This is a genomic window from Capnocytophaga sp. oral taxon 329 str. F0087 (assembly GCF_000213295.2).
Lineage (GTDB): Bacteria > Bacteroidota > Bacteroidia > Flavobacteriales > Flavobacteriaceae > Capnocytophaga > Capnocytophaga leadbetteri_A.
This window is the reverse complement of the sequence record NZ_KN390021.1, coordinates 1-783: the sequence shown is the minus strand read 5'-3', so window position 1 is coordinate 783 and position 783 is coordinate 1. Positions and strand designations below refer to the sequence as shown.

Annotated in this window: 1 protein-coding gene and 1 pseudogene; both read right to left on the bottom strand. The window is 35.2% G+C overall.

Annotated elements, in window-relative coordinates:
- Positions 1-219: type IX secretion system membrane protein PorP/SprF (locus tag HMPREF9074_RS08470; protein WP_034540279.1), on the bottom strand; the 219-nt coding region annotated here is incomplete at its 3' end.
- A 281-nt stretch (positions 220-500) separates the two neighbouring features.
- Positions 501-783: pseudogene (locus tag HMPREF9074_RS12395) on the bottom strand (beta-ketoacyl synthase); the annotation flags it as partial.

Below are 783 nucleotides of genomic sequence, written 5' to 3'. Positions count from 1 at the left end.
TTGGTGATAGCTAATGCTACCATTAGTAGGTGCCCCTTTGATGCCTACCCATTGGGTACGAAACATACCAAAGAAACTTCCTACTTCGCGTGAGCCAGTGTAACCAGGATTAAACAGCATAGTGTTATACATATACTGTGTGTACTGCGACTCTTGTTGTGCTAAAACTACTGTACAAAATAAGGTTGTAAGTAGTGAAAATAAGGCTTTTTTAGTCATAATGAAACTGTAGTTTTGTATTCTTTACAATTGATTCTTAGTTAGTTACTATAATTATACATACTATAAAAACGGTGCAAAGTTACACCTTTTTTTTTAATAATCAATTTTTCTTACATTGATTAGCAGGAAATGAGTAAAAAAGTATATTTTTCTATTTTTTCAACCATTATTGGATACTTATTTTTCGCTAATTATTCATCACATACTCGGCTGCGCCAGCTCGCCAACTTTCCTTCGCTCTTCCTATATTGTTCCTATATCCAACGTATAGGGTAAGTCTATACAGAAAATTTTTCTACTAATACCAAACTGAAATCTTTATTGTTATAAGAATTAATAAGTAGTATGCGGCGTGCTTTGTCTTCCTTCAGGTAGTGGCAGGCATACCATAAACCAAAAGCTGAGGCTGTGAAATATTCGCCACAAAGATTTTTATAAGACAATATAGGACATTGCCAAGGTAGCGAAGTAGGGTCGCCAGTGAAAATAATATCTATATCGCTTATGCTAAGAGCATTATGCTGGAGAAAGTCAGTTATCCAAGAGGGGAGTTCGTCAGGT